The 846-nt window shown below is 51.4% G+C and carries 2 protein-coding genes; both read right to left on the bottom strand.

Annotated features, from left to right (window positions below; genetic code table 11):
- Positions 1-610, bottom strand: a 610-nt coding sequence (locus tag AB5213_RS17065) for a hypothetical protein (protein WP_368277025.1), incomplete at its 3' end; no start/stop codon positions are given.
- On the bottom strand, positions 603-846 hold a 244-nt coding region (locus AB5213_RS17060; protein ID WP_368277024.1), incomplete at its 5' end, for a hypothetical protein. The genes AB5213_RS17060 and AB5213_RS17065, both read right to left, overlap by 8 nt.

Genomic DNA, 846 nt, shown 5'->3' with positions numbered 1-846 from the left:
AAGTCACACCGGTCAGGACATCTGTCACGTCCACCTCCACATCGTATATTCCACGGTCGGACACAGCATCGAAGGTATAGGGGGATGCCGCCCAGACAGTCGGTCCTGGACGGCTCGTGTCAAAGCCGACGGTTTTCACTGGTTCCGGTTCATTCTCCTTGTATATACGCGCAACGATGGTATTGTTGCGGGAAGTGGCATAACCGTTTTCGGCATATATCGAAAGATAGCCCCTTTCCCCGACACGCACTATCTCAGTGGCGGTAACCATAAAATAGGGCTCGGTGGCGGGAAGCATCGGATATGCGATTTTCCTGACAGAAGCGTTGCCGCTATCGTTGGATACACTGACGCTCTGTATGAACTCACCTGCGGCAGACATATCTACAGTCTCTGAGGATTTTCCCAGTACACAATCCAGGACAGACCGTTCAGGCCCGGCTCCACCATCAAGCAGATACTCGTGTTGCCTCACCCATTCGCTTGTACTTGATATGGTAACTTTGTCCCCGACCAGAGGGAAAGGGTTGTCAAGTCTTGCGGACAAGGAGGGAATGCCGATCAGGGCTTTCAGAATCTCGTGGTATTTCATATATTCATCATTATTCAATGGTTACATCATATAACTGGTCTGCTGTATATTCTCCGTTCCCGTCAAGCTTCGGACGGATGGAGAACGATGCCAGGCGGCCGACAGATACAATCCGGTTACCGACATCGTCCGATTTGGTTATGTTGAACACAACCATCCTGTCCCGGTTCTTGGACCGTGCAAGCAACACCAGGGTCTGGTCTGACGGCATACTGTATTGGGCAGCGCTGCTGAAGACTTCATTGCTGTAACGG

Origin of the sequence: Coprococcus sp. RTP21204st1_G4_RTP21204_210225 (assembly GCF_040915385.1) — a bacterium.
Lineage (GTDB): Bacteria > Bacillota > Clostridia > Lachnospirales > Lachnospiraceae > Allocoprococcus > Allocoprococcus comes.
The sequence above is the reverse complement of the archived record's forward strand: the minus strand, read 5'-3'. Positions and strand labels throughout refer to the sequence as shown.